The organism is Kribbella sp. NPDC043289, assembly GCF_056436705.1.
This window is the reverse complement of the sequence record NZ_JBWKCB010000001.1, coordinates 1,754,880-1,780,073: the sequence shown is the minus strand read 5'-3', so window position 1 is coordinate 1,780,073 and position 25,194 is coordinate 1,754,880. Positions and strand designations below refer to the sequence as shown.

Sequence of the window (25,194 nt, the reverse complement as noted above, 5' to 3'; positions counted from 1 at the left end):
CCCCTGCGCAGAACTGCTCGTCAAGGCGTCGGGTCGGTCAACTCCAGGCAATTTCAGCGGGAGTCAGCGAAATGCGGTTGGGGTGCCGTGTAGTCCCCGCTGGGTGGTCTCGCGATCGGCGGTGAAGTTCGGTCCGTCGACCTCGGTGTCGTAGTACCGATGGAAGACCGGGGTCTGCGCGCCGGACATCGGCGGCACGATCCAGCTCCAGTCGGCCGGGCACTGGCGGCCCTCCCGTTCCTCGCGTTCGAGATGCAGGAGGAACCGGCGGGACTCGGTGTGATGGTCGGTGATGGTCACGCCGTGGACCTGGTACGAGTGCAGGACCGCACGGTTGATCTCGACCAGCGCCCGGTCGCGCCACAACGTCGACTCGTCCGAGGTGTCCAGCCCCATCCGTTCCGCGACCTCCGGAACCAACGCGTAGCGGTCGTTGTCGGCGAGGTTGCGGGCCCCGATCTCCGTGCCCATGTACCAGCCGTTGAAGGGCGCGGCCGGGTAGGACACCCCGCCGATCTCCAGCGTGTTGTTGCTGATCACCGGCACCGCGTGCCACCGGACTCCGAGACCGGCGAACCACGGCAGTTCGGGGTGCTCGAGCGGAACCTCGTGCACCGCGTCGTCGGGGAGATGGAACATCCGCGGTCCGTCCTCGACGGTCTCCACCACGAGCGGGAGGACGTCGAAGTCGCCGGTGAGGACAGGCGGCTGCCATCCGCGCCGGATCAGTTCCTCGGTGAACGACTGGTAGCGCGGGTCCCCGATCACGCGTCCGGACGGCTGCGCGTATCCGGCGTACCGGATGAGCTGTTCGTTCCAGATCCTAGGGGCAGGCCGGAACGGCGTGTCGGGGGCGAACACGCTGATCATCGGGCGGATCTTGCCGCCGTTGTGTGCGGCGCGGAGATGGTCGAAGCAGTGCGCGGCCACGTCGCCGGCGTCGGAGACGGTCCGCAGGTCGCGCACCCGCAGGCTGCGCCAATACAGCCGGCCGATGCAGCGCGAGTTGTTCCGCCAGGCGACCCGGGCGCCGAACGCCAGCTCGGCGGTGGTGTGCCAGTAGGTTCCGGTCAGGTCGATCTCGCGCATCACCGCCGCGATCCGCGGTGCGGCCGGACCGCTGTCGGGGTTCTCCGCGTGGAAGAGTTCGAGGAAGTCCGTGGCCTTGGTCCGGACCGACTGGATTTCGGTGCTCCAGGGACAACGTTCGGGGGCGGGCTGGCTCACGGCCGATCAGTCCGAGCCCGGAAACTCCGGTCCACTCCCGTGCCGGGAGCGGATCTGCCGGTCGTGCAGGTCGTCGTACAACGGATCCTTCTGGTACGCCGGATCCGGGGTCGCCGGCGAACTCCCGAGCCGATCCACCTCGCTGGCGAACGAGTCCACGAGCGACTGCATCTGCACATGGGCCGTGCGTGCGTACGACCGCACCTGCTCCCCGGCGGTGTCCATCGCCTCCGCGACGATCTGGCGCTCGTGGGCGCGCGCCTGGCTGATCCGCTCGCGAGCGTCCCGGCTGACGTCCTGGACCATCTCCTCGGCCACCAGTTGCGCCTGGCTGAACAGCTGGACGACCTGCTCGTTCACGCGCTCGCCGACCTGCTCGTACTCCTCGAGCTCGCCCCGGACGCGCTGCAGTTCGCCCCGCACGCGCTGCAGTTCCACCTCGAGGCGTTCCTTCTCGTGCTGGGCCGTTTTTCGCTCCTGCTCCGCGGCCTGTGCCTGGTCAGCCAGCTGATCGAGGAATCCGTAGACCTGACCCGCGTCGAGGCCCCGCATCCGGCGCTGGAAGGTCGTACCCCGGATCGTGTCGGGCGTCTGGGAGCGCGGAGAGTCGCGTCGGTGGCTGCTGTGCGTCACTTGATGTCTCCTGACCTGAGAGCGCCGGTCCGGCGGTGTGGTCGTCCGCGGCGGCGTAGTAGAAGTTCTCGTACTGGATGTTGTCGGGGCGCATACCGGCCGCGGACAGCTGTTCGAGCGTGTGCGCGACCATCTGCGGGCCGCCGCACACCATCGCCAGCCGCCCGTCCAGCGCCTGCCGGGCCGCGACAGCGCCGACCTTCCCGCGGGCGCCGGGGTAGGAGGGGTCTCCCGACACGACCTCGGTGTAGTCGAACCACGGCCGCTTCTCGGCCAGCTCCCGGAGCCGGGGCCGTTCGTAGAGGTGCCAGGCCATCCGTACGCCGTGCAGCAGCTGGACCCGCGGTGCCATCCGGGTGCGCTGCCACTGGTTGTCGATCTCTTCGAGGACCGCGAGCAGCGGGGCGAGTCCGGTACCGCCGGCGACCATCAACAGGTCCCGCGGGTCGTCCGGGCGCCGCGTCAGCCGCTCACCGACCGGTGACCCGAGCTTCACGGTGTCGCCGACCTGCAGGGTCCGCACCACGGTCGGGCTCACCTGACCGCCGTCGATCTGCTGGACGTGCAGGTCGATCGAGCCGTCCCGGCGCGGGGCGTTGGCCGGGCTGAAGTACCGCCACATGCGTGGGCGCTGCGGGATCTCCATCGACAGCGACTGGCCGGGAAGGAAATCGAACGCACTGCGGGGCTGGACTCTGAGCAGGGTCAGGTCCATCGTCCGCCGCTCGACCGAGACCACGTCGGCGTCCCACCACCCGGGACCCGTGTCCGAGGACGTCTCGGCCGCCTCGACCATGATCCGGGCGACCACCTGGTACGCGGCCGTCCACTGCATGGCGAGGTCCTCGTCCCACTCCGACCCCAGAAAGTGTTTCAGGGTTGCGCACAACGACACGCCGACCACGTTGTAGTGCTCCGCGATGACGGCGTACTTGCGGTGGTCGCGGCCGAGGTGTCGCAGGAACGCCTCGTCGCGCTCGATCTCGTCGACATGGCTGACGACCCGACCGAGCGCGCTGACGAACTTGTCTCGCTGGTTCGACATCGAGATCGGGAACATCGCCCGTACCTCGGGATGTGACACGAACAGATGTGAGTAGAAATACAGCGCGACCTGGTCCCCGTGCTTCGTTACCTGGTCCCAGCTGCGTTGGAGGGCGTAGGAATCCATGGCGCTATCCGTCTCGGGGAGGTCGCTCCTCGACCGGAATCGACGATCCGTCAGGGGGCATCACGTACTGCTTGGCATCGGCGGGTGCCGACGGGTACCGCGTTGACAAGGGTTCCCTCCCATTTCCAGTTCCCCGAGTCTGTGTCTGTCGTGCGCCTCTCGGACCTACCCTCGGCCCACCGGCTTGAAACCGGCGCACGGACTCTATCGTCTCGGATAACTCCCCAGAACCACGGGAACCCCTGTTACTACAGCGTATTGCGACCCATCGCAATGAACCCACTACGCGACGTGCTGGTAACAATCATTGGCCCCGCCAACAACCATTCAAACGATTGTTGGCGTCGCCAACACAGTGCCCTATATCACCCACGTGCCGTCTCGTCAGAGCGCCACGCCGGTGCCTCCGGGGTGTCAAGGTCACGGAGAAATCGGGAGGAGATCCCGCGCTGGTCGGCGTACCCACGTCAGGTGTACTGCGATCAGGCCGAGTAGGTCGCCGTCGTCATCGGCCACGTACGCCGCGCCGGCGGAGTCGTCACTCCAGTCCTGGATTCGGCCGGCCGTGGTCGCCGTACCTTCTTGTGGATAGCCCAGCTGGCGCAACAGTTCGTTGACAGCCGTGGCGTCGGCGGCGTGGGCCGGTCGGATGTTCATGGGGTGATCGGGAAGTCGAAGTAGGTGTCGGGGTAGGGTTCGTTTCTCAGCGTGTAGTGCCACCACTCGTAGTCGTAGGAGTCGAAGCCGTTGGACTCCATGACGGTGCGGAGGTGCTGGCGATTGCGGGCCTCGGTCGGTGTGATGCCGTGGGCGTTGTGGTGTGAGATGGAATCCATCAGGTCGTGGTCGCCGCCCATGCGGGCGATCTCACCAGTGGCCAGGTGGTAGAGGGTCAGGTCGACCGCGCTGCCGCGGCTGTGGCCGGACTTCGCGGCGACGTACCCCTTCTCGAACATCTCGGTCCGCTCGATGTTCGGATAGTGCCGCCGCTTCGTGCGGCCGTCCTCCGGCTGCCGGGACCAGCGCAGAAACCGGTCCACGGCGCGTTGCGGGCGATAGCCGTCCCAGAGCAGCAGACCGAAGCCGAGCGTCTCGGCCTGCTCGCGTGCCGCGTCCAGCGCGACGCACAGCGCCTTCGTGCCGACGATCCGGTTCGCCAGGTAGCCGTCCACCGGTTTCCCGGTGAAGTTGTCCCAGACGGCGTACTTCGCGTCCCAGCGGATCCCGCTGACGAACTCGTCCACGAAGACGAAGTCGGCGTTCACCGGACCCTCGGCGACACTGCCAGCGACACCATCCGGTCGATCAGCTCGGTCAACGACACCCCGGCGGCCGCCATCATCCTCGGGTAGCGGCTGTACGACGTCATGCCCGGGAACGTGTTGACCTCGTTGAGCATCACCGTCCCGTCGTCCTTGAGGAACATGTCCACGCGGGCCAGCCCTCGGCAACCGAGGGCGCGGTAGATCGCCTGCGCGGTCTCCCGGACGAGCGCGCGAGACTCGGCGGAGATGTGCGCGGGAACGGTCACCGTCGAGTTCTCGGAGCCGCTCTCGGGATCGAGCTCCTGATGGATCTTGAAGAAGCCGTGCGTCAGGTTGATCTGGTCCAGCTCACCGAGCGTCAGCTCGTCCTCGTTCCCGAGGACCGCGCAGCCGACCTCGCTGCCGACGACGGCCTCCTCGATCAGCACCTTCGAGTCGTACTGCCGCGCGGTCTCGATCGCGCTCGCGAGCTCCGACTCGTCGGCGACCTTGCTGACGCCGAACGTGGACCCCGAACGGGCCGGCTTCACGAAGACCGGGTAGCTGAGTTGCTCGAGATCGACCTTCTCGTCGGGCGTGACGGTCCAGAACTTCGGTGTCGCGATGCCTGCGTCGGCGACGACCGTGTACGTCAGTGACTTGTCCATGCAGAGGGCCGAGCTCTGGATGTCGCAGCCGACGTACGGGATGCCGGCGAGTTCCAGCAGGCCCTGCATCGCGCCGTCCTCGCCGAGTGTGCCGTGCAGGACCGGGAGTACGACGTCCAGGCGGACCGTCGTACTGCGGCCCTCGTCGAGCACGAGCAACCCGTGTACGGTGCTGTCGGGTGAGAGCACCGCGGGACGGCACTCGCCGTTCTCCCAGTCGGCGGACGGGCCGTCGCAGAGCATCCAGGCGCCGCTCGTGGTGATGCCGATCCAGAACGGCTCGTACTTCCGGGTGTCGAGATCGGCGGCGATCATTTGCGCCGACTTGAGCGAGACGGGGTGTTCCTCGGACCGGCCGCCGAAGATGATGCCGATCTTCATATCCATTCCAGCTTTCTTCTGTCGAATTCCAGGCAGTTGACGAGTGAGTTCTCGACGGTGTCGCGCAGCGCACGGTCGGTGTAATAGGCGGTGTGCGGGCTGATGATCACGTTCGGCAGTTTCCGCAGTCGCGCCAGGGGATCGCTTTCGATGGCGGTATTCCTGCAGTCGGAGTAGAAGATTCCTTCCTCTCCTTCGACGACGTCCAGGGCCGCGCCGCCCAACCTGCCGCTCTCCAAAGCCGCGGTCAGCGCGTCGGTGTCGATGAGTGCGCCACGTGCGGTGTTGATGACAAAGGCGCCGCGTCGCAATTGGTTGATCCGCCGGCGGTCGAGAAGATGGTGAGTGTCCGCGGTCAGTGGCGTATGCAGCGTGATGATGTCGCTGAGTTCCAGCAGATCCTCGAGAGGCACATAATCCGCGGTCGTTCTGGCGTGCTTGTCATAGGCGAGCACCCGGCAGCCGAAACCCCGCAAACGGTCCAGTACGGCGGCGCCGATGCGTCCCGTTCCGATGACTCCGACGGTCAGATCGCGCACGTCCTTGCCGCGTTCGGTGCTCAGTCGGTAGTCCTGAGCGGCCACGCGATCAAGCATTGATTTCGCGTTGCGGACCGCCATCAACATCAGCATCAAGGTGTAATCGGCGACACTGTCCGGCGAATACGCGACGTTCTCGACGGTGATGCCGACACTCACTGCATAGTTCACGTCGAGATGGTTGTAGCCGATGCTTCGCGTCGAGATGTATTCCACCCCGGCCCGACCGAGGGCGAGCAATGTCGCGTTGGTGATCCGGGTTTTGTGGCCGATGCTGATGCAGCGGTTCCCGATCGCCAGTTCGACGGTCGCCTCGGACACGGCGGCCGTGGTGAGCGTCGGTACGACGCGAAAGCGCGGCGCCAACTCCCGGAACAAAGCGGCCTCGTCGGGCTCGCAGCCGTAGATCGTGATTCCCCGTTCCGGGACGGCCGCGGAGCACCAGGACGCCAGCGATCCGGCGGTGCCGGTTCCCGATCGTGCTGGTTCGCTGTAGTTCATGTCTCCAGTCAATTCAGTGTGGTGTTGCCAAGCTGTATGAGGTTTTTGATATGCGGACGAAATGTCAGGGCATGTCAGCTCAGCGACCGCGCCGCCGGAGGACCTCGCGCCGCTTCATGTAGAGGTCGAAGGCGCGGTACACCAGCGGTCGCAGTGGCAGGTCCCACTCGCCGACGTACCTGACGGCCTGACCGCCGGTGCCGACCTTGAACTGGATCAGCCCGAGGTGCGAGTCGTCGGCGTCGACGGTCGGCGTGATGCCGCGCAGGTTGTAGACCTCGCAGCCCGCCGCCAGCGAGTCGCGGATCATCGCCCACTGACACGCGTTGGAGCCGCGCACCTCGCGTTTCTCGGTGGACGAGGCGCCGTACGAGTACCACGCCTGCGCGCCGACGCGGACCAGGATCGTCGCCGCGACCAGGTCGCCCTGGTGGTGCGCGAGATAGAGCCGGATGCGCTCGGGGTCCTCGGCACGCAGCTCCGCGAACATGGTCTCGAAGTACCGCAGCGGCCGCGGCGTGAAGTGGTCTCGTTCCGCGGTGTGGACGTAGAGATCGTGGAACGCCTTCAGGTCATCGCCGGTCGTGACCTCGACACCTTCCTTGGCGGCCTTCTTGATGTTGCGGCGCCAGAGCTGGTTCATCCCGCGGAGCAGACCGTCCTCGGTCGCGCCGGCGAGTGGGAGCTCGAAGGTGAACTGCGGATGCCCGGTCCCGAAGCCGACGTCCGGGTTCTGCGGAAGCCATCCGGCGTTCCGAAGCTGGTCGGTCACGCGAGCGCCAACCGGGTCGATCTGCTGGCTCGGGATGTCAGTGAGCCGCTCGACTCCCGGGTCCGCGATGCCTTCCTTGACCTGTACGGCGCTCCACGCGGTCGTGCGCACCGGTGGACCGAGCCGGATCGCGAACGCGCCCTGCGCTCGCAGGTACGCCGCCAACGGTTCGAGCCACGCGGTGAGGTCGCCGGACCAGTCGATGACCGGGCCCTCGGGCAGGTAGGCCAGCGTGTAGCGGTCGAGGCGCGGGACCGGGCGGTGCAGGACGAGTCCGGCGCCGACCAACCGCGGGCCGTCGTACCAACCTAGGGAGTCGCTGTTCCACTCGGTTTTGACGTGGGCCCAGGCCGGGGTCTGCAGGAAGCTGACCGATCGGCGGGTCCGGACGAACGCGAGGTGCTCCGCGGCGCTGATCGGCGCGATGGTCAGGTCGTGCGCAGTGGTCACCGTTGCATCCGCGGGTCGTGCGTCGGGTCGGCGTACATGGGTGGGCAGCCGTGATCGATCGCCGCCAGGCGGAGCTCGTAGTGCCAGGGTTCGTTCTTGTAGATCTGGCAGAGCCCGTACCTGGCGCCGTGCTCGGACAGCCACGCGGCGGCGTTCGGGCGCCCGATGTCGACCGCGAGCCCCGCCACGTGCGGCGACGTCTCCGTGGTGGCGACCCAGCGCGCGGCCTCCTCCCGCGAGCCGTACTTCGAGACCGCCTCGCGGAGCAACTGTTCCTGGTACGCCGGGGAACGCCAGCCACTGTTGACGAAGAACTCGATCCCGTCGCCGGCGGCATCCTTCGCGGCCGTACGCAGCGCACCGAGCAGGTCCGGATCGAGATTGCTCACCGCGGGCACCGAGTCGAAAACCGTCACGCCCTGCGGAACGACACCGTCGGCCTCGCCGAGGGACTGCCGGGTGCTGCTCGGCGATGCGGTGGGGAAGGAGGACGCGAGGGTCTGGTGGACGAACACGCCGATGAGCGCCACGTTCGCGACCACGAACGCCGCGCGGAGGGTCATTTTGGTACGGCGGCCCGCCGGGGCTGCCGATTCGCTCGCGGACATGCCGTCAGTCAACGCAACGCGCTGTTAACAGCACGTATGAGGTTTTCGATATGCCGACGATATGGTCGGCCTCGTAGCATCTGTAGGGTGCGGGTACTGATCGTCGAGGACGAGTCCGACATGGCGGACGCGATTCGTGATGGCCTGCGTCTGGAGGCGATCGCGGCCGACGTCGCCGGGGACGGTGACACCGCGCTGGAGATGCTGAGCGTCAATGCGTACGACATCGCGGTTCTGGACCGCGACATCCCGGGGCCGTCGGGCGACGAGATCGCCGAGCGGATCGTTGCCTCCGGCAGCGGTATGCCGATCCTGATGCTGACCGCCGCGGACCGTCTCGACGACAAGGCCTCCGGGTTCGAGCTCGGCGCCGACGACTACCTCACCAAGCCGTTCGCGCTCCAGGAGCTGGTACTGCGGCTCCGGGCCCTGGACCGCAGGCGCGCGTACAACCGGCCGCCGGTGTGGGAGATCGCGGGCCTGCGGCTGGATCCGTTCCGCCGCGAGGTGTACCGCGACGGCCGCTACGTGGCGTTGACCCGCAAACAGTTCGCCGTACTCGAGGTGCTCGTCGCGGCCGAGGGCGGAGTGATCAGCGCCGAGGAACTGCTGGAACGGGCCTGGGACGAGAACGCGGACCCGTTCACCAACGCCGTACGGATCACTGTCTCGGCACTGCGCAAGCGGCTCGGGGAACCGTGGATCATCGCGACGGTCGCCGGTGCCGGTTACCGGATCGACGCCGAGCGGGGGGACGACAAGCGTGGATAGGGAGCCCGGGCTGAGCGTTCGGCTCAAACTCACCCTGAGCTATGCCGGGTTCATCATGCTCGCGGGTTTCCTGCTGCTCGCCGTGGTGTGGCTGTTCCTGCTGCGGTACGTGCCCGACGTGATCGCCGGTTCGATGCGGATGCCGGATCGGAACGACCTGCTCCGCGCGTTCGTGCCGAAGGCGACCCTGATGATGGTGTTCCTGCTGGTCTTCGGCCTGGTCGGTGGCTGGATCCTGGCCGGCAGCATGCTCTCGCCGTTGACCCGGATCACCAACGCCACCCGCCTGGCGGGGAACGGATCGCTGTCGCACCGGATCCAGCTGGAAGGTCGCAACGACGAGTTCCGGGAACTCGCGGACGCCTTCGACACGATGCTCGCCCGGCTCGAGGCGAACGACGCCGAACAGCAGCGGTTCGCGGCCAACGCCTCGCACGAACTGCGGACTCCGCTGGCGATCACGCAGACGCTGCTGGACGTGGCGCGCAAGGATTCGAACCGCGACACCGGCGAGCTGGTCGAGCGTCTGCACTTCGTCAACACCCGGGCGATCGACCTCACCGAAGCACTGCTCCTGCTGAGCCGGGCGAACCAGCGATCCTTCGCCCGCGAACCGGTCGACCTGTCGTTGATCGCGGAGGAGGCCACGGAGACGCTCCTCCCGCTCGCGGAGAAGCACGGGCTGACGCTCGAGACGTCGGGTGACGTCGCTCCCACGCTCGGCTCCCATGCGCTGCTGCTGCAGATGACGACGAATCTGGTGCACAACGCCATCGTCCACAACCTGCCGGAGGGCACGGTGTGGGTGACCACTACGTTCAGCCCGCAGACAGTGCAGCTCACGGTCGAGAACACCGGCGGGAAGCTGCACCGGCATGTGGTCGCCACGCTGGTCGAGCCGTTCCAGCGTGGCTCGGCCCGGATCCGCACCGACCACGCCGGCGTCGGCCTGGGCCTGGCCATCGTCAAGAGCATCGCCAAAGCCCACAACGGCACCCTGACCCTCACACCCCGCCCCACGGGAGGCCTCCGGGTAGCAGTCGAGCTACCCACTGCCGCGGCCCGCAACGACCGCTGAGCCCGCGCGAGACGGCCTCGTGTCAGCGGGGGGCGAGGAGGCAGAACTCGTTGGTCTCGGGGTCGGCGAGGACCGTCCACGGTACGTCGCCCTGGCCGACGTCGGCGTCGGTGGCGCCGAGCCCCCGGAGCCGGTCGGCCTCGGCGGCCGGGGCGTCGCCGGGATACGGGCGGACGTCGAGGTGGAGGCGGTTCAAGCCCACCTTCGGGTCGGGATTGCGGAGGAACTCCAGGTACGGCCCGACACCCTTCGCGGAGCGCAGCGTAGCCTGGTCGTTGGTCACCTCGTGCACGGTCCAGTCCATTGCCTGACCCCAGAAGCGGGCCATCTCGCGCGGGTCCGCGCAGTCCACGACGACCGCAGCGATCGGGCCGGTGTCGCGGTAGATCTCCCGCGGCTCGAGCACACAGAACTCGTTGCCCTCCGGGTCGGCGAGCACCGTCCACGGTACGTCGCCCTGTCCGATGTCGACGGGTGTCGCGCCGAGGTCCTGCAGCCGGGCGACGAGCTCCTGCTGATGCGCCGCGGAGGTGGAGGCGAGGTCGAGATGGATGCGGTTCTTCACCGTCTTCGGTTCCGGGACGGGAAGGATGTCGAGGCAGACGGCACTCGGATCGGGATAGTCGAACCCCGCCGGCTCCAGGCTGGTCACACCGGGTTCGTCACCGGTGACGTTCCACCCGAGCGCGGCCCCCCAGAACCGCCCGAGCGCGGCATCGTCGCCCGCCTTCATCGTCACCTGGACCAACCGCGTCGTCATACCGCGGATCCTAAGCCCGCCCGGTCCCCGAGCCCGGCGTTGACGCCTGAGCGGTCGCGGCGGAGGCTGACGAGTGAGAGGAGTCGCAGCGAGAGGAGATGGCGTGATGGCGAAGGTACTGATTCTCACGGGGGACGCCGCGGAGGATCTGGAGGTCATGTACCCGTACCAACGGCTGCTGGAGGAGGGGTACGACGTAACGGTGGCCGCGCCCGAGGCGCGGAAGCTGCAGTTCGTGGTGCACGACTTCGTGGACGGGTTCGACACCTACACCGAGAAGCCGGGGCACACGTGGCCGGCGGACGTGGCGTTCGCCGATGTGGATCCGACGGAGTACGTCGCCGTAGTGATCCCGGGCGGTCGCGCGCCGGAGTACATCCGGAACGACCCGGACTGCCAGCGGATCGTGAAGCACTTCTACGGCGAGTCGAAGCCGGTCGCCCAGCTCTGTCACGGACCGCTGATCCCGGCGGCCGCGGGGGTGCTGAGCGGGCGCAAGACGTCGGCGTACCCGGCGCTCGCGGTCGACATGCGGGCCAGCGGAGCGGAGTGGGTCGACGGTGACGCGGTGGTCGACGGCAACGTGGTGTCCGGTCGGGCGTGGCCCGATCACCCGGGCTGGATGCGCGCGTTCATGGCGATCCTGAAGGAGCACGCACCCGCCTGACCCAGCGTGCAGCGTTCGTGCAGCGTTCGGAGAGGCAGGGTGGACGCAGCCGACGGGGGGAGTGAGTATGCCTGTCGCACCGTTGAAGGAGCTCGTCGACGAGGCACTGGCCAAGGGGTACGCCGTGCCCGCGATCAACGTGGTCGACGAGCTGAGCCTGCGCGCCGTGGTCGACGCCGCGGTCGAGCTGCGGTCGCCACTGATCGTGCAGACCTCGGTGAAGACCGTGAAGTCGGTCGGGCGTGACGTCCTGAAGGCGATGTTCGACGCCACCGTCGCGCCCGTACCGGTGCCGGTCGCGCTGCACCTCGACCACTGCCCGGACCGCGCGGTGATCAGCTCGTGCCTGGAAGCCGGCTGGAACTCGGTGCTGTTCGACGCCTCCTCGCTCCCGGTCGAGGAGAACCAGCGCCAGACCGTCGAGGTGGTCGCCGAGGCCCGCACGTACGGCGCCCACGTCGAAGGTGAGATCGAGGGGATCACGGGGGTCGAGGACGGGGTCGGATCGGACACCGAGTCGGAGCGTCAGTCCCTCGACGTGGCGACGTGGTTCGTGACGACAACCGGCGTCGACGTGTTCGCGCCGGCGATCGGCAACGCCCACGGCATGTACCACTCGACACCGGAACTCGACTCGCAGCGGATCACGGATCTGGTCGCGGCGACCGGGATCCCGATGGCGCTGCACGGCGGCTCGGGTCTGACACCGGCGCAGTTCCAGGACCTGATCGGCCGCGGCTGCTCGAAGGTGAACATCTCGACGGCGCTCAAGGTCGCGTACATGACGTCCTCCCTGGAGCACCTCGAGCACGCGCGGGCGACGGACAAATGGGACCCACCGTCGTTGTTCGGCCACATTCACACCGCCGTACGGACGATGGCGGCCGAGCACATCGAGATGTTCGGGAGCGGTGGCCGGGTATGACCGCGCTCGTGTTCGACTGCGACGGCGTACTGGGTGACACCGAACGCGACGGGCACCTGCCGGCCTTCAACGCGACGTTCGAGCAGTTCGGCCTGCCGGTGCGGTGGTCGGTGGAGGAGTACGGGCGGCTGCTGCGGATCGGGGGCGGCAAGGAGCGGCTGGCGACGGCACTCGACGACCCGGCCGTGTGGCGTGCGGCGGGGTCGCCGGCGACGCCCGAGGAGCGTGCCGACGTGGTGGCGACCTGGCATCGCGCCAAGACCAAGACGTTCACCGACCTGATCGCCGCGGGCGTGGTCCCGCCGCGTCCCGGCGTACGGCGGACCATCACCGCCGCGCTCGCCGCGGGCTGGACGGTGGCCGTCGCGTCCACGTCGGCCGAGCCGTCGGTACGGGCGGTGCTCGCGGGAGCGGTCGGTGCGGATCGGGCGGCGACGATCCCGGTGTTCGCGGGGGACGTCGTACCGCGGAAGAAGCCCGACCCGGCGGTGTACGAGCTGACGGTGCGGGAACTCGGGCTCGATGCGGCGGAGACGCTTGTCGTCGAGGACTCGCGGAACGGCCTGCTGGCGGCGACTGGTGCCGGGTTGCGAACCGTGGTGACGGTCAGCGGCTACACGCGGGACGAGGACTTCACCGGGGCGGCGCTGGTCCTGAGCAGCCTGGGCGATCCGGACGGCGAGGCGCTCGAGGTACTCGCGGACCCCTTCGGGATCGGTCCGTCCGGCGCGCTGGAGCTCGCCGATCTCACTCGGCTGCTGGATCGGTCGAGTACGGCATTCAAGGAGGGGCTGACGTGACGGATAGTTCTGACAGCTGGAGTGACATCGACCTGGTGATGAACACGATCATCGACACGTGCCTCGCCAACGAGAAATACTTCGGTGACCTCGATTCGGTGGTCGGTGACGGCGACTTCGGGTACTCGCTGGCGCGCGGTTTCGAGAAGCTGCAGGCGCAGTACGGCGAACTCGACCGGACCGACATCGGGACGTTCCTGAAGAAGGTCGGGATGCTGGTGACGTCGCGGATCGGCGGGACGTCGGGTCCGATCTGGGGGACCGGGTTCCTGCGCGCGGGGATGGCGGCCGGCAACGCCACCGCACTGGACGGGGCGACCGTGGTGGCGATGCTGCGGGCCGCGATCGAGGGGATCAAGGCGCGCGGCGGCGCCGAGTTGGGCGACAAGACACTCCTGGACGCGCTGGTGCCGCTGACCGACGCCGTCGAGGAGGGGTTGGCGGCCGGGCTGAGCAGCGCCGAGATCGTGGACCGTGCCGCGGTGGCCACCCGGTCGGCCGCGGACGCGACGGTCGGCATGGTCGCCAAACGCGGCCGGGCCGCCTACACCGGCGAGCGCAGCCGGGGATCCGTCGATGCCGGGGCGATCGCGGTCGCGGTGTTGATGGAGCAGATCGCACAGAACTGGAAGGGGAGGGACTCGGGATGAAGAAGTTTGTCAACGATCCCAAGAACTACGTGCCGGAGATGCTGCAAGGTATCGCGCTGGCCAATCCCGGGACGCTGCGGTACGTCCCGGAGTACAACCTGATCATGCGGACGGACGCGCCGCGCGACGACAAGGTGTCGATCGTGCAGGGCTCGGGCTCTGGGCACGAACCCGCGCACGTGATGGCCGTCGGCCCAGGCATGCTCGACGCGGCCTGCCCGGGGGACGTGTTCGCGGCGCCGCCGATGGAGTACGTGTACGAGACGACGAAGCTGCTCGCGTCGCCGAAGGGCGTGCTGCTGCTGGTGAACAACTACACCGGCGACCGGATGGCGTTCGACATGTCGCAGGAGCTGAGCGCCGCGGACGGGCTGGACGTGCGGACGCTGATCATCGACGACGACGTGTCGGTGAAGGACTCGACGTACACGGTCGGCCGGCGCGGGGTGGCGGGCAACTTCTTCGTGATGAAGGCGGTCGGCGCGGCGTCCGAGCAGGGCGCCAACCTCGACGAGCTGGTCCGGATCGGGGCGAAGGTCAACTCGGTCACCCGCACGATGGGGATGGCGCTGACGGCCTGTACGCCGCCGGCGAAGGGCTCGCCGCTGTTCGAGCTCGGTCCCGACGAGATGGAGATGGGCGTCGGCATCCACGGCGAGCCGGGGCGCAGCCGCGAGAAACTTGCCTCGGCCAACGAGATCATCGACTACATGCTCGAGGCGGTCCGCTCCGACCTGCCGTACGAGTCCGGTGACAATGTCGCGCTGATGATCAACGGGCTCGGCGGTACGCCGATCAGCGAGCTGTACCTGCTCTACGGGCGCGCCCACCAGGTGCTGACCGACCGGGGCATCAACGTACGGCGCAACTACGTCGGTGAGTACTGCACCTCGCTGGACATGGCCGGGGCGTCGGTGACGTTGGTGAAGCTGGACGACGAGATCGAAGGACTGCTCGAGGCACCGGCCGAGATCGCCATCCGGGTGTTCTGAGTTCGTCCCGGGGGACCGTGGGTGCTGCTCAGCCCTCGGTCCCCGCCGCGTCGACTCCGTAGTCCGCGCGCAGTCGCCGTACCTCGGACTGCGTCGACGGCCACAGCGGTGAGGCGGGTGAGAGCAGCGCCAGCTGGTGTTCCCACGCGCTCAGGTCGGTGACGCCGGCGTACGAGCGGGTCCACGCGACGACGAGGTCGACGTCCTGCGTCCGCAGTACGGCGGCGCGCACGCGGTTGTCGAGACGGTTCCGGGACGCCACGACTCCGGGCGCGTCGGACTGCGGCAGCAGCGGACCCGGGTAGCGGCGCAAGGCCGACGACAGCAGATGCGAGTCGAGATCGTCGCCGACTTCGAGCCAGTCCGCGGCGATGTCGTGACGCAGCCGGTACGGGCGTGATTCGACGACGCCGGAGCCGAGGAGGGCGCGCAGCCGGGTCATCTCGCCGCGGAGCGAGGAACGATGGTCGGCCTCGCCGTACCGGGCGCCGTACAGCGCCTCCGACAACTCCTCGGCGGTCAGGCCCTCGGGGTGCTCGGCCAGCAGTACGACGATGTCGCTGTGCCTGCGGCTGAGCCGGAGGTCCCGCCCGTCGCCGGACACCTCGGCGTCCGGTCGGCCGAGCGCGACGATCCGCATCCGCCGGGCGGACTCGCCGGTGAGCCTGCGCAGGATGGTCAGCCGGCCGAGTTCGGCCTCGGCCATCCGGGCGGCCGCGCGGACCAGGGCGAGCGACTGCGGTGATCCGGCGTCGACGCCGCCGGTGATGTCGACCACACCGAGCACACGCTGCGTGTCCGGGTCGTAGATCGGAGCCGCCGCGCAGGACCACGGCTGCACCAGGGCCGTGAAGTGTTCGGCCGACCGGATCTGCACCGGTGTCGCCACCTCCAGTGACGTGCCGAGCGCGTTGGTCCCGACCTGCCGTTCGGCCCACCACGCGCCCTCGCTGAAGTGGATGCTGTCGGCGGCGCGCAGTACGTCGGGGCGCCCGCATACCCACAGCAGACGCCCGTCGCTGTCACCGACAGCCATCACGCACTCGCTGTCCACCGCGGCCCGGCCGAGGACGTCGTACAGCATCGGGAAGACCGCCGACAGCGGGTGTTCGGCCCGGTACGCCGCGAGCTCGTCGGCCCGGAAGGCGAACGGCGCCGCGGTGTCGGCGTGCAGCCCGGCCGCGACCGAGCGGTCCCAGGAGGCCGCGACCAGGCCCCGCACGGGCTGTTGCCCCGCACCCCCGAGGAAGTCCTCGTGTCGCCGATGCAGCCATCGGTCGATCGATTCCACCTTTCCAAGGGAACTGCCGAACCCGGCCAAAGTCCAGGCCGCTCCGTAAGACGCACTGGAAAGCGATTTCCATCTGTGATTGCATGGACCGGCGATAGTCAGTCACCGGACGATGCGTGAAGGAACGGGATATGTGGACCCTGTCGGGATTCGCTGACGAGATCGACAAAGACTTCGAGACGCAGTTGCAGGTGCTCGGGAAGCTCGGCGTGAAGAACGTCGAGTTCCGCAGCGCCTGGGGTGTGAACGTCCTCGATCTCACCGACGAGCAGCTGGCGGAGGTGAAGACGCTGCTGGACCGGCACGGGATCGCTGTCTCGGCGCTCGGTTCGCCGATCGGGAAGATCGGGATCAACGACCCGTTCGAGCCGCACCTGGAGCGGATGCGCCGCGCGCTGGACGTCGCCGAGACGTTGCAGACGGCATACATCCGGATCTTCTCGTTCTTCATCCCGCAGGACGACGACCCGGCCCAGTACCGGGACGAGGTGCTGCGCCGGATGGCCGCGCTCGCGGCCGAGGTCGGTAACCGGCCGGTCGTGCTCGCGCACGAGAACGAGAAGGAGATCTACGGCGACATCCCGAGCCGCTGCCTCGACCTGATCGAGTCCGTCGGGTCGGAGAAGCTGCGGACGACCTGGGACGCGGCGAACTTCGTGCAGTGTGGCGTGCGGCCGCACACCGAGGGCTTCGCGCAGCTGCGTCCGTACCTGGAGTACGTGCAGATCAAGGACGCGATCCTGGCCAGCGGCGAGGTCGTGCCTGCCGGCGAGGGCGACGGCGAGATGCTGGACACGCTGCGCGCGCTGAAGGCCGACGGGTTCGACGGGTACTTCTCGCTCGAGCCGCATCTGCAGTCGGCCGGCAAGTTCGGCGGCTACTCCGGCGCCGACCAGTTCGAGCGCGCGCACAAGGCGTTCACCGGCCTGCTGACCGCCGAAGGGATTGAGTTCGCGTGACGGTGCGATTCGCGGTCCTCGGCTGCGGCGTGATCGGCAAGCATCACGCGGCCGTGATCGACGGGCTGGCCGGTGCCGAGCTCGCGGCGGTCGTCGACATCGACCCGGAGGCGGCGCGGGCGCTGTCGGAGAAGTACGGCGTCCCGGCGTACGGGAAGCTGGACGATGTGCTGGCGCTGGGCGACATCGACGGTGTCGCGGTCTGCACCCCGAGCGGCGATCACGCGGGCCAGGCGATCGCCGTACTGCGGGCCGACAAGCATGTCGTGGTCGAGAAGCCGATCGACATCACCGCCGAGGCCGCGGCCGAGCTCGCCGAGGCGGAGCGGACGTCGAAGGGCAAGGCGACCGTCATCAGCCAGCACCGCTTCGACCCGGCGAGTCAGGTCGTTCGATCCGCGGTCACCGAGGGCAAGCTCGGTGAGCTGACGTCCGCGGTGGCGAGCATCGCGTGGTGGCGCAGCCAGGAGTACTACGACTCCGGCGCGTGGCGCGGTACCAAGGAGATCGACGGCGGCGGCGCTCTGATGAACCAGGGCATCCACACCATCGACCTGCTGGTCTGGATGCTCGGTCAGCCGGTCGAGGTCACGGCGCACGCCGCTCGCCTCGCCCACGACCGCATCAACGTCGAGGACACCGCGGTCGCGATCGTCAAGTTCGCCAACGGCGCGCTGGCGACGATCCACGGCACGACCGCGGCGTACCCAGGGGTGAGCGCCCGCGTACAGGTGCACGGCACGCGCGGCTCGGCGGTCATCGACGGCGACAAGCTGGAGTACTTCCACGCCGCCGGTGGCGCCAAGGAGGCCGGTGCGTACGGCGGTGGCGACACCAACCAGGCCGCACAGGTCCTCGCGGCCGACGCCCCGGCGCAGACCGCCGGTGCCGATCCGTCGGCGTTGTCGAACGCGCACTCGACCCAGTACGCCGACTTCCTCGAGGCGATCGCCACGGGCCGGGAACCGCTGGTGACGGTTGCCGAGGGCAGCCGGACGCTGGACCTGGTGCTGGCGATCTACGAGTCGGCCGAGACCGGGAAGCCGGTCTCGCTCTGACCCACAGCTCCGGCCCCGGACTCAGGTCCAGGGCCGGAGCTTTCCGGGGTTGCGGACACCCCAGATGTGTTTGATGCGGTCGCCGGAGATCTCGAAGGCGTAGACCGTGACGGTGACGCCGTCGCGCTCGGCCACGAGACCGGGCTGACCGTTGACGGTGCGCTCCACGAGCGTCAGGTCGCTGAACTTTCCCGCGAAGCTGACCATCGAGCGGGCGATCTGTTCGCCGCCGGCGATCGGCCGCAGGACCGCGCCGACGAGACCGCCGCCGTCGGCGATGACCGAGGCGTCGGGGTCCAGGAGAGCGACGAGGGCCTTGAGGTCCTTGGCTTCCCAGGCCTGCTTGAAGTCCCTGACGACGCGGGCCTGCCGGGCGGCCGGGGTCACCGGGGCCTGGGCGGCGCGGATCCGGCGGCGGGCCGATGACGCCAGTTGCCGGCAGGCCGCGGGGGAGCGGCCGACGATCTCGGCGACCTCGGCGAACGGGTAGCCGAAGACGTCGTGCAGGACGAACGCGACCCGCTCGGCCGGCGTCATCGACTCGAGGACCACGAGGAACGCCATCGTGACGGACTCGTCGAGCGTCACCCGGTCGGCCGGATCGGCGCGCGCGGTGGTTCGGTCCGTGGGGTCGGGGAGTGGCTCGGGGATCCATGCGCCGACGTAGGTCTCCCGCCGTACCCGGGCCGAGGTGAGCTGGGTCAGGCAGATCCGGCTGGTGACCTTGGTCAGCCAGGCGGCCGGGTTCTCGATCGACTGCTGCTCGGCCGGTGTCATCGCGTACCAGCGTGTGTACGCCTCCTGGACGACGTCCTCCGCGTCGGCGAGTGAGCCGAGGAGCCGGTACGCCACGTTGATCAACTGCTTCTGCTCGCTGACGATCATGCCCATCCGACACGGCAGCGCGGCGAAATGTGACGTCGGCCTGACGTTTCGCGGGGTTGCCTGGTCGGGTCGGTATGACTCACAAACACAAGGTCATCGTCATCGGCGGCGGGTACGCCGGAACGCTCGCCGCCAACCGTCTGCGGGTTCGTGACGACGTCGACGTCACGCTCGTGAACCCTCGCCCCGACTTCGTGGAACGCATCCGCCTGCACCAGTACGTCGCCCGCACCGGCGAGGCGACTCTCGACTACGGCACGCTGCTCGGCGACGGTATCCGGCTCGTGGTCGACAGCGTCGCCCGGATCGACGCCGGTGCCCGGACCGTGCAGCTTGCCTCGGGCAACGTTCTCGGCTACGACTACCTGATCTACGCGGTCGGCAGTCGGGCGGTGCCGCCGACGGTTGCGGGGGCGGCCGACTTCGCGGTCTCCTTCGCCGAGTTCGAGTCCGCGCAACTGCTGCGCGCGAAGCTGGACGATCTGCCGCTCGATGCCCCGATCACCGTCGTCGGTGGCGGGCTGACCGGCATCGAGACGGCCGCGGAGCTCGCGGAACAACGGCGGAAGGTCACCCTGGTTTGTGGTGGGGCGCTGGCTTCGACTTTCAGCTCTGGAGCTCGGCGGCACATCGCGAAGTGGCTCACCCGGAATCACGTCGACGTCCGGGTCGCCGACTCGGTGACCGAGGTGCGTGCGGACGCCGTTGTCCTCACGGACGGGAGCGTGCACGCGAGCGCATTGACCGTCTGGACCGCCGGATTCGGCGTACCGGAGTTGGCGGCCGCGAGCGGGCTGCGGACGGACGCGATGGGTCGCCTGTTGACCGACGAGACGCTGACGAGTGTTGACGACGAGCGCATCGTGGCGGCGGGTGATGCGGCCGCGCCGTCGGGGCGTCCGTTGCGGATGAGTACGTACGCCGCCGGCCCGCTCGGGGCGCGGGCCGCCGATACCGTGATCAGCCGTATCGCCGGAACTGCGCCGGCGCCGCTGGACCTTGCCTTCACCGGAGCTTGCCTGAGCCTTGGTCGCCACGCCGGGCTTCGGCAACTCGCGCGCAAGGACGACACTGCGGTGAATCTGTACATCGCCGGCCGTCCCGGAGCGTTCATCAAGGAGACGGCCTGCCGGTTCGTGGTGGACAAACGCATCCGGCGGGAGGCCAACGACCCCGGCTCGATGAGCTGGCCCAAGGCAGCGCCCCGCCACGCCACGCAGACGGTCAGTTGATGACTTGGAGGTCGACGCCGTTGGCGATGCGGTAGGGGTGGGTGGAGACCAGAGCGCCGGCGACGCGGCGGAGGCGGGAGATCTCCGCGCGGATGGTCACCTCGTGCTGCGAATCGCCGTACAGCCTGGTGCTGAGCTCGGCGGCGGTCAGACCGTGCGGGCCGGCCGCGGCGAGTGCGGTGAGGATCTCCGCGTGCCGGCGCGTGAGCGACGTACGCCACGGCTCGCCGTCGCGGACAACCTCCAGGCGCGGCTCGGGGCCGGGGCACAGCCGGGCATGCACGGTGACGCCGGGCTCGCGAGGCCGCACCAGCCACCCGGCCCCCAGGCGTTCCGGCAGACACAGCCCGAGACCCGGTACGGCGACCGCGCGGTCGGCCCGCGGTACGTCGATGCGGTCGCGCGCCGCGATGCCGGAATGGTGCGCGACCCAGCCGTGATCGTCGACGACCAGCAGCGGACCGTTCGTCGTACCGACGACTGCCTCGGTGGAGCGGCGAAGGCTCTCCAGGCGTTCCTGGTGATGGCGCCACAGCGACGTCTCGGCGAGCCGGACCGCGCTCTCGACCAGCGCGGCGATCGCGGGATGCAACGTGAGGGCCGGTCCGCTCACGTCGACGACGCCGAGCAGTTGCCCGTCGCGCGGGTCGTGGATCGGCCATGCGGTGCAGTACCAGGGATGTTGATAGTTCTCGTAGTGCTCGGCCGAGAACAGTTGCACCGGCGCGGCCTCCGCGAGCGCGGTACCGATCGCGTTGGTGCCGACCACCTGCTCGGTCCACACCATTCCTTCGAGGAACCCAAGCCGGTCCGCGGTCAGTTGCACCCGGGGCGATCCCTCGCGCCACAGCACGACCCCGTCCGCGTCGCACACGACCATCAGGAACAGCGACGCGTCCGCGACGCTCGTCAGCACCCGGCGCAGCTCGTCGATCACGAGCGACAACCGCGACGTACTGCGTCGGCGCAGCAGGTCCTCGCCGCTCATCGGCTTCCGCGCGTTGACGTGATCCGCGGCGAGCCCGAGGCTCATCACCCGCGACCAGGACCGGGCCACCAGAGCCCGCGGGCGTTCCGGGGGCCGGACGCCGCTGAGCACGGCGTCGTGGATCCGAACCAGTTCCCGGGCGCGGAGCGACAGGTCGGTCCCCGGCATGATCGCTCCGAACGCGGGCGTCGCTGCGGTCATGGGCACTCCTCACTCCTGAGTGTCTTCAGTCGGAGGCGCGACTCAGGACACTGGCTCGATCATCGTAGGACGGTTTCGTGAGCGTCGTCACCGTGCAACGTGTTGCAACCCTGGTCCGTGTGGCGGTGCGAGCGGTGTCCTGACCCCATGACCCAGACCGAGGAGAAGCCGACGTCCCAGCTGTCGGCAGACGACCGGGCCACGAACTGGCTCACCGCCTTCGAGGACGCGTTGCAGGCGCGCGACGTACCTCGGGCCGCCGGCCTGTTCGCGACCACGAGCTTCTGGCGCGACCTGATCGCGTTCACCTGGAACCTGAAGACCGTCGAGAACCCCGACGGTGTCGCCGACCTGTTGACGCACACGCTCGACGGCACCGACCCGAGCGGGTTCCGGTTGTCCGAACCGGCGGGCGAGGACAACGGTGTCATCACCGCGTGGTTCGAGTTCGAGACCGGCGTCGGCCGGGGCTTCGGACTGGTGCGGCTCGTCGACGAGGACGGGCAGGACAAGGCGTGGACGTTGCTCACGACGCAGCGCGAGCTGAAGGGCCACGAGGAGTCTCGCGGCGTCCGGCGTCCGATGGGTGCACAGCACGGGGCTGACAAGAATCGCCGGACCTGGAAGGAGCAGCGGCAGGATGAGGCCGAATCGCTCGGGTCGACCGAGCAGCCGTACGTGCTGGTGGTCGGTGGCGGACAGGGCGGGATCGCGCTCGGAGCGCGGTTGCGGCAACTCGGCGTACCCGCGCTGGTCATCGACAAGCAGCCGCGGCCGGGGGACCAGTGGCGGAACCGGTACAAGTCGCTGTGTCTGCACGATCCGGTCTGGTACGACCACCTGCCGTACCTGAAGTTCCCGGACAACTGGCCCGTGTTCGCGCCGAAGGACAAGATCGGTGACTGGCTCGAGTCGTACGTGAAGACGATGGAGGTGCCGTACTGGTCCAGCACGGTGGCGAAGTCGGCGACGTACTCGGCGGAGACCGGTGAGTGGACGGTTCTCGTGGAGCGCGACGGTTCGCCGTTGACGTTGCGGCCTCGTCAGCTGGTGCTGGCGACCGGGATGTCGGGGAAGCCGAACGTGCCAACATTGCCTGGGCAAGAGGTGTTCCGCGGAGACCAGCACCATTCGTCGGCGCACCCCGGGCCGGACGCGTACGCCGGGAAGCGGTGCGTCGTGATCGGGTCGAACAACAGCGCCTTCGACATCTGTGGCGCACTGTGGGAACACGACGCCGACGTGACGATGGTGCAGCGGTCCAGCACGCACATCGTGAAGAGCGACTCGCTGATGGAGTACGGCCTTGGTGACCTGTACTCCGAGCGCGCGCTCGCGGCCGGGGTGACGACGGAGAAGGCGGATCTGATCTTCGCGTCGCTGCCTTATCGGATCCTGCACGAGTTCCAGATCCCGGCGTACCAGGCGATGGCGGAGAAGGACAAGGACTTCTACGCGCGGTTGGAGGCGTCAGGTTTCCGGCACGACTGGGGTGACGACGGGTCTGGGTTGTTCATGAAGTACTTGCGGCGCGGCTCTGGGTACTACATCGACGTAGGCGCCGCGGACCTGGTCGCGAACGGCGATGTGAAGCTGGCGCACGGGCAGGTCTCGCACCTGACCGAGGACGCGGTGGTGTTGGAGGACGGGACTTCGCTGCCGGCCGATCTCGTGGTCTACGCGACCGGGTACGGGTCGATGAACGGGTGGGCGGCCGACCTGATCTCGCAGGAGGTCGCGGACACCGTTGGCAAGTGCTGGGGTCTCGGGTCGGACACCACGAAGGACCCGGGTCCTTGGGAGGGCGAACAGCGCAACATGTGGAAGCCGACCCAGCAGGAGGCGCTCTGGTTCCACGGCGGCAACCTCCATCAGTCCCGCCACTACTCCCTGTACCTCGCGTTGCAGTTGAAGGCCCGTCACGAGAACATCCCCACCCCCGTGTACGCCCTCCAGCAGGTTCATCACCTGAAGTAGCTCCAGCCCCCCAGGTGCCCGTAGCAGGCGCGACCCCTCCTCCACGCGCCTGCTACGGCGTACACATGCGCCTGTCCAGTCCGCGTCGAGGGACGGGGTGTAACGGAGGGGTGGCTGGTTGCGATATGGAGGCAACGCGGGTGGTCGCTGTCGGGGAGGACAGCGGCTGGGGGTACGGGGCCTGCGCGGAGGCGATCGTGCCGATCGAGGCCGGTCCGTACTGGGGGAGTCAGCTGGATGTCGTTCCGATTCAATCCGCCGCCGAACTGGCCGCAGCCGCCCGCCGGATTCGTCCCCGGCCCGACATGGAAACCCGACCCGAGCTGGCCCCCGGCACCACCCGGCTGGCAACTGTGGATCCCAGACGCCGGCCAACCAGCCACCGCGCCAGTGAAGGTGGCGCCGGTTCAGGGGAGGCATGCGGCGCCGGTAGGTGCTGGAGTGGGGGAGGCGCGGATCCTCGTACCCTCGGTTGGTTCGGGTGGGCGTGATGGTGGTGGGTTGTTCGGTGGGAAGAAGCGGCTCGAGCAGGAGAACGAGCAGCTTCGGGGGCTTGTCGAGCAGCTCGGTGGGATGGACGCCTTGACGATCGCGGCCGAGACGGATCGCCTGCGGGGCGAGCTCGACCAGGTCAGGTCGGCGGTGAGCAGCGCCCGGCTCGATGTCGCCAACGCCCAGGCCGAGTTGGCCGCCGTACGGCAAGGCATCATCGAGACCAACGAGGTTGCGACGCTCCAGGAAGTCGGGCTCTACGAGTACTCGCATCCGTTGCAGGACGCGGTCGCGTACAAGGCGCGCCTCAGCGACCTGAAGGACCGCTACAAGGTTCTTGCCAGAGGCGACGGTGCGGTCACCGCGACGACGGACTGGCAGGTCAACAACTCGGCGCGGGCCGGCGCGAAGATGGTGCGCGAGGTCTCCAAGCTGATGCTGCGCGCGTACAACGCCGAGGCCGACAACTGCGTACGGACGGTCCGCCCGCACCGTCGGGCGGCCAGCGTCGAACGGCTCACCAAGGCCCGCGAGACGATCGCGCGGCTGGGTCAGAGCATGAGCATCCGGATCAGCGAGGGCTACCACGCGCTGCGCGTCGAAGAAGTCCTGCTCACCGCCGACTATCTCTCGAAGGTGGACGAGGAGAAGGAACGCATCCGCGCACAACGCGAGCAGCAGCGCGAGGAGGAGGCGGCCCGCCGCGAGTTCGAACGCGAGAAGGCCCGGCTGCTGAAGGAACGGACCCACTACGAGACGGCGCTGGCCCGCGTACGAGCGTCAGGTGACGCGGCCGCGATCGAGAAGCTCGAGGCACAGGTCGCCGAGATCGAGGCGTCGATCACCGGCGTCGAGGAGCGCGAGGCGAACATCCGCGCCGGGTACGTCTACATCATCTCGAACATCGGCTCCTTCGGTCAGAACATGATCAAGATCGGGATGACCCGACGACTCGATCCGCTGGACCGGGTCCGCGAGTTGGGCGATGCGTCGGTGCCGTTCAGGTTCGACGTCCACGCGGTGATCTTCAGCGAGGACGCGCTCGGACTGGAGAGCGCGCTGCACACCGCGTTCGCCGAGCAACGGGTCAACAAGGTCAATCTCCGACGGGAGTACTTCCACGCGACACCCGCGGAGGTACGAGACCAGCTCGCCCGCATCGCAGGCCAGCACCTCCTCGAGTACCACGACCTTCCCGAAGCCCTCGAATGGCGAGCCAGCGGCGGTCAGGACACGGCCGGCAGCACGACTGGCTCACCAGCCTGAGGGCTCTG

General features: G+C 68.5%; 25 protein-coding genes. 12 read left to right on the top strand and 13 right to left on the bottom strand.

Annotated elements, in window-relative coordinates; all coding sequences use genetic code 11:
• Nucleotides 1–63 precede the first annotated feature (63 nt).
• The 9 genes from AC0662_RS08440 to AC0662_RS08400 form a co-directional block, all read right to left on the bottom strand.
• On the bottom strand, nucleotides 64–1,227 hold the full coding sequence (locus AC0662_RS08440; RefSeq protein ID WP_478299367.1) for a nitric oxide synthase oxygenase: 1,164 nt from the start codon (nucleotides 1,225–1,227) through the stop codon (nucleotides 64–66).
• A 6-nt stretch (nucleotides 1,228–1,233) separates the two neighbouring features.
• On the bottom strand, nucleotides 1,234–1,779 hold the full coding sequence (locus tag AC0662_RS08435) for a DivIVA domain-containing protein (protein ID WP_452196650.1): 546 nt from the start codon (nucleotides 1,777–1,779) through the stop codon (nucleotides 1,234–1,236).
• Complete coding sequence (locus AC0662_RS08430; RefSeq protein ID WP_478299365.1) at nucleotides 1,727–3,031, bottom strand: globin domain-containing protein; 1,305 nt, start codon at nucleotides 3,029–3,031, stop codon at nucleotides 1,727–1,729. Before AC0662_RS08430 ends, AC0662_RS08435 begins: the two co-directional genes overlap by 53 nt.
• A 420-nt stretch (nucleotides 3,032–3,451) precedes the next feature.
• Nucleotides 3,452–3,688 (bottom strand): hypothetical protein, encoded by a 237-nt coding sequence (locus AC0662_RS08425; protein WP_452196648.1) that lies wholly within the window; start codon nucleotides 3,686–3,688, stop codon nucleotides 3,452–3,454.
• Nucleotides 3,685–4,296, bottom strand: coding sequence for a D-Ala-D-Ala dipeptidase VanX (gene vanX / locus AC0662_RS08420; protein WP_452196647.1), 612 nt, complete (start codon nucleotides 4,294–4,296; stop codon nucleotides 3,685–3,687). Before vanX ends, AC0662_RS08425 begins: the two co-directional genes overlap by 4 nt.
• Complete coding sequence (gene vanA / locus AC0662_RS08415) at nucleotides 4,293–5,330, bottom strand: D-alanine--(R)-lactate ligase (RefSeq protein WP_478299363.1); 1,038 nt, start codon at nucleotides 5,328–5,330, stop codon at nucleotides 4,293–4,295. Before vanA ends, vanX begins: the two co-directional genes overlap by 4 nt.
• Complete coding sequence (locus AC0662_RS08410; protein ID WP_452196645.1) at nucleotides 5,321–6,364, bottom strand: D-isomer specific 2-hydroxyacid dehydrogenase family protein; 1,044 nt, start codon at nucleotides 6,362–6,364, stop codon at nucleotides 5,321–5,323. Before AC0662_RS08410 ends, vanA begins: the two co-directional genes overlap by 10 nt.
• Before the next feature lie 79 nt (nucleotides 6,365–6,443).
• Nucleotides 6,444–7,586, bottom strand: a complete 1,143-nt coding sequence (locus AC0662_RS08405; RefSeq protein ID WP_452196644.1) for a lipid II:glycine glycyltransferase FemX — start codon at nucleotides 7,584–7,586, stop codon at nucleotides 6,444–6,446.
• Nucleotides 7,583–8,194: a M15 family metallopeptidase gene (locus AC0662_RS08400; protein WP_478299361.1), complete on the bottom strand. Its 612-nt coding sequence runs from the start codon at nucleotides 8,192–8,194 to the stop codon at nucleotides 7,583–7,585. Before AC0662_RS08400 ends, AC0662_RS08405 begins: the two co-directional genes overlap by 4 nt.
• Nucleotides 8,195–8,281: 87 nt before the next feature.
• On the opposite strand from AC0662_RS08400, the gene AC0662_RS08395 reads away from it, so the two are divergent.
• Entirely contained in the window at nucleotides 8,282–8,965 is a 684-nt protein-coding gene (locus AC0662_RS08395; protein WP_478299359.1) for a response regulator transcription factor, read from the top strand.
• Nucleotides 8,958–10,043, top strand: a complete 1,086-nt coding sequence (locus AC0662_RS08390) for a sensor histidine kinase (RefSeq protein ID WP_478299357.1) — start codon at nucleotides 8,958–8,960, stop codon at nucleotides 10,041–10,043. The genes AC0662_RS08395 and AC0662_RS08390 overlap by 8 nt, the downstream gene beginning before the upstream one ends.
• A 22-nt stretch (nucleotides 10,044–10,065) precedes the next feature.
• On the opposite strand, the gene AC0662_RS08385 is transcribed toward AC0662_RS08390, so the two are convergent.
• Nucleotides 10,066–10,803: a VOC family protein gene (locus tag AC0662_RS08385; RefSeq protein WP_452196640.1), complete on the bottom strand. Its 738-nt coding sequence runs from the start codon at nucleotides 10,801–10,803 to the stop codon at nucleotides 10,066–10,068.
• A 106-nt stretch (nucleotides 10,804–10,909) separates the two neighbouring features.
• Here AC0662_RS08385 and AC0662_RS08380 point away from each other — a divergent pair, with 106 nt between their 5' ends.
• The 5 genes from AC0662_RS08380 to dhaK all read left to right on the top strand — a co-directional run bounded on the left by AC0662_RS08380 (nucleotide 10,910) and on the right by dhaK (nucleotide 14,837).
• Nucleotides 10,910–11,470: a DJ-1/PfpI family protein gene (locus AC0662_RS08380; protein ID WP_478299355.1), complete on the top strand. Its 561-nt coding sequence runs from the start codon at nucleotides 10,910–10,912 to the stop codon at nucleotides 11,468–11,470.
• Nucleotides 11,471–11,537: 67 nt separating this feature from the next.
• Nucleotides 11,538–12,395 (top strand): class II fructose-bisphosphate aldolase, encoded by an 858-nt coding sequence (locus tag AC0662_RS08375; RefSeq protein WP_478299353.1) that lies wholly within the window; start codon nucleotides 11,538–11,540, stop codon nucleotides 12,393–12,395.
• Nucleotides 12,392–13,195 (top strand): HAD-IA family hydrolase, encoded by an 804-nt coding sequence (locus tag AC0662_RS08370; protein WP_478299351.1) that lies wholly within the window; start codon nucleotides 12,392–12,394, stop codon nucleotides 13,193–13,195. The genes AC0662_RS08375 and AC0662_RS08370 overlap by 4 nt, the downstream gene beginning before the upstream one ends.
• Entirely contained in the window at nucleotides 13,192–13,845 is a 654-nt protein-coding gene (dhaL, locus tag AC0662_RS08365; protein WP_452196636.1) for a dihydroxyacetone kinase subunit DhaL, read from the top strand. Before AC0662_RS08370 ends, dhaL begins: the two co-directional genes overlap by 4 nt.
• On the top strand, nucleotides 13,842–14,837 hold the full coding sequence (gene dhaK, locus AC0662_RS08360; protein ID WP_452196635.1) for a dihydroxyacetone kinase subunit DhaK: 996 nt from the start codon (nucleotides 13,842–13,844) through the stop codon (nucleotides 14,835–14,837). The genes dhaL and dhaK overlap by 4 nt, the downstream gene beginning before the upstream one ends.
• A gap of 28 nt (nucleotides 14,838–14,865) precedes the next feature.
• Here the strand turns inward: dhaK and AC0662_RS08355 are convergent, their stop codons facing one another.
• Complete coding sequence (locus AC0662_RS08355) at nucleotides 14,866–16,128, bottom strand: GAF domain-containing protein (RefSeq protein WP_478299348.1); 1,263 nt, start codon at nucleotides 16,126–16,128, stop codon at nucleotides 14,866–14,868.
• Nucleotides 16,129–16,259: 131 nt separating this feature from the next.
• Here AC0662_RS08355 and AC0662_RS08350 point away from each other — a divergent pair, with 131 nt between their 5' ends.
• Together AC0662_RS08350 and AC0662_RS08345 are read left to right on the top strand one after the other, a co-directional pair.
• Nucleotides 16,260–17,087 (top strand): sugar phosphate isomerase/epimerase family protein, encoded by an 828-nt coding sequence (locus AC0662_RS08350; protein ID WP_478299346.1) that lies wholly within the window; start codon nucleotides 16,260–16,262, stop codon nucleotides 17,085–17,087.
• A complete protein-coding gene (locus AC0662_RS08345; protein WP_478299344.1) occupies nucleotides 17,084–18,145 on the top strand; it encodes a Gfo/Idh/MocA family protein in 1,062 nt (353 codons plus the stop codon). Before AC0662_RS08350 ends, AC0662_RS08345 begins: the two co-directional genes overlap by 4 nt.
• A 21-nt stretch (nucleotides 18,146–18,166) precedes the next feature.
• Here the strand turns inward: AC0662_RS08345 and sigJ are convergent, their stop codons facing one another.
• A complete protein-coding gene (sigJ, locus tag AC0662_RS08340) occupies nucleotides 18,167–19,030 on the bottom strand; it encodes an RNA polymerase sigma factor SigJ (protein WP_478299342.1) in 864 nt (287 codons plus the stop codon).
• A 74-nt stretch (nucleotides 19,031–19,104) separates the two neighbouring features.
• Between sigJ and AC0662_RS08335 the strand changes: the two genes are divergently transcribed.
• On the top strand, nucleotides 19,105–20,262 hold the full coding sequence (locus AC0662_RS08335; protein ID WP_452196630.1) for an NAD(P)/FAD-dependent oxidoreductase: 1,158 nt from the start codon (nucleotides 19,105–19,107) through the stop codon (nucleotides 20,260–20,262).
• Here the strand turns inward: AC0662_RS08335 and AC0662_RS08330 are convergent.
• Nucleotides 20,255–21,451, bottom strand: a complete 1,197-nt coding sequence (locus AC0662_RS08330) for a GAF domain-containing protein (protein WP_452196629.1) — start codon at nucleotides 21,449–21,451, stop codon at nucleotides 20,255–20,257. The two genes, AC0662_RS08335 and AC0662_RS08330, sit on opposite strands and share 8 nt — an antisense overlap.
• Before the next feature lie 147 nt (nucleotides 21,452–21,598).
• Between AC0662_RS08330 and AC0662_RS08325 the strand changes: the two genes are divergently transcribed.
• On the top strand, nucleotides 21,599–23,428 hold the full coding sequence (locus AC0662_RS08325) for a flavin-containing monooxygenase (RefSeq protein ID WP_478299339.1): 1,830 nt from the start codon (nucleotides 21,599–21,601) through the stop codon (nucleotides 23,426–23,428).
• 441 nt (nucleotides 23,429–23,869) lie between these two features.
• The gene (locus tag AC0662_RS08320; RefSeq protein ID WP_478299337.1) at nucleotides 23,870–25,186 is read left to right on the top strand and encodes an SNIPE associated domain-containing protein; all 1,317 of its coding nucleotides are present in this window, start codon (nucleotides 23,870–23,872) and stop codon (nucleotides 25,184–25,186) included.
• Nucleotides 25,187–25,194 lie beyond the last annotated feature (8 nt).